The following is a 627-nucleotide window of genomic DNA, read 5'->3' as shown; positions in this document are numbered from 1 at the left end:
AGTCGACAGTGGATTGGTGGTTCAAGCCTCTTGCTTACGCATTCATTTTATTGCGTGAAGAAGGTTATCCGTCGGTGTTCTACGCAGATTACTACGGCGCGCAGTACAGCGACAAAGGCTACAACATCAATATGGCCAAAGTGCCTTACATTGAAGAACTTGTAACACTGCGTAAAGAGTATGCGTATGGCAAACAGAATTCTTATCTCGACCATTGGGATGTGATTGGCTGGACCCGAGAGGGCGATGCTGAACATCCAAACTCAATGGCGGTGATCATGAGTGATGGACCGGGCGGCACAAAATGGATGTATACCGGTAAGCCAAGCACGCGCTATGTCGACAAGCTGGGTATCCGAACTGAAGATGTTTGGACCGATGCCAATGGCTGGGCAGAATTTCCTGTCAATGGTGGTTCAGTCTCGGTTTGGGTGGGCGTTAAGTAACGTCGTCCTGTGATTTTGATACAGAACATGCAAATTTCAATGAAACATTACATTTAATCAAGGTGTTATTTGATATTCATGTAACAAATGCGTAACTTATATTTGAGCATTATCTAGAGGAATATAAAGAATGGAATCTATTGCTGATGTATTGGTTGTCGCCATTGTGTTTGGTGCCATT

The 627-nt window shown here is 44.2% G+C and carries 1 protein-coding gene; it reads left to right on the top strand.

Annotated features, from left to right (window positions below; all coding sequences use genetic code 11):
* Positions 1–446: alpha-amylase domain-containing protein (locus tag R7Q11_RS27395; RefSeq protein ID WP_225467136.1), on the top strand; the 446-nt coding region annotated here is incomplete at its 5' end.
* Between the last annotated feature and the right edge of the window lie 181 nt (positions 447–627).

This window comes from Vibrio sp. 970, assembly GCF_033339075.1.
This window is presented reverse-complemented; position numbering and strand designations above follow the sequence as displayed.